Origin of the sequence: Synechococcus sp. R8-2 (assembly GCF_047461715.1) — a bacterium.
In the GTDB taxonomy this organism is placed as follows: domain Bacteria; phylum Cyanobacteriota; class Cyanobacteriia; order Thermostichales; family Thermostichaceae; genus Thermostichus.
Genome location: NZ_JANSHQ010000685.1, coordinates 1 through 647, shown reverse-complemented (window position 1 = coordinate 647; position 647 = coordinate 1). Strand labels below are relative to the sequence as shown.

At 59.8% G+C, this 647-nt stretch carries 1 protein-coding gene; it reads right to left on the bottom strand.

Annotated elements, in window-relative coordinates:
* Positions 1-6: 6 nt before the first annotated feature.
* The coding region (locus NW819_RS13870) for an RNA-guided endonuclease InsQ/TnpB family protein (RefSeq protein ID WP_414414106.1) at positions 7-647 on the bottom strand (641 nt) is incomplete at its 5' end.

The following is a 647-nucleotide window of genomic DNA, read 5'->3' as shown; positions in this document are numbered from 1 at the left end:
CTGCTATCAAGAAAGTGCGCAAAGGTGCGCACGGTTCTCTTCCTGCCCCGACGTGTCTTGATGACCACCGTCGTATCTGACAAGCGTGACTTTCCCGGCTGCGGCGGGGACGGTCCCCGCCGCAGCGCCGCCATTACTGGTCGGACTCGCCACGGGTAGGGCAGTTTCGGTTGCCAGCCGTTTCAGGTTCCGCGCCGCATTGAGGTCACGGTCATGGTGCGCACCACATTGCGCACACACCCATTCTCGATCGCTCAACGTCAGCGCCTCGTTCTTCCAGCCACAGATGGAGCACAGTCGGCTACTTGGATACCAGCGATCAGCAATAACCAACCGCGTTCCGTAGCGTTTCGCCTTGTATTCCAACTGCGAGCGCAACATCCCAAAACCCACGTCAGAGATGGCGCGAGCGAGTCTCTCGTTCGCGAGCATCCCTTTGACGTTTACATCCTCGATCACTAACGCTTGGTGTTCGCGGCAGAGTCGAGTCGTGAGCTTATGAGTAACGTCCGCTCGGAGATTGGCAAGGCGGGCATAGAGCCTTGCCAATGTCGCAGCGGACTTCTGCCGGTTGTTCGAGACCGGCAGGCGCGTTCCTTTGGGCAGGCGGGCACGGCGTTCACATCCTGCTGCCTTCTTGGCGGCTT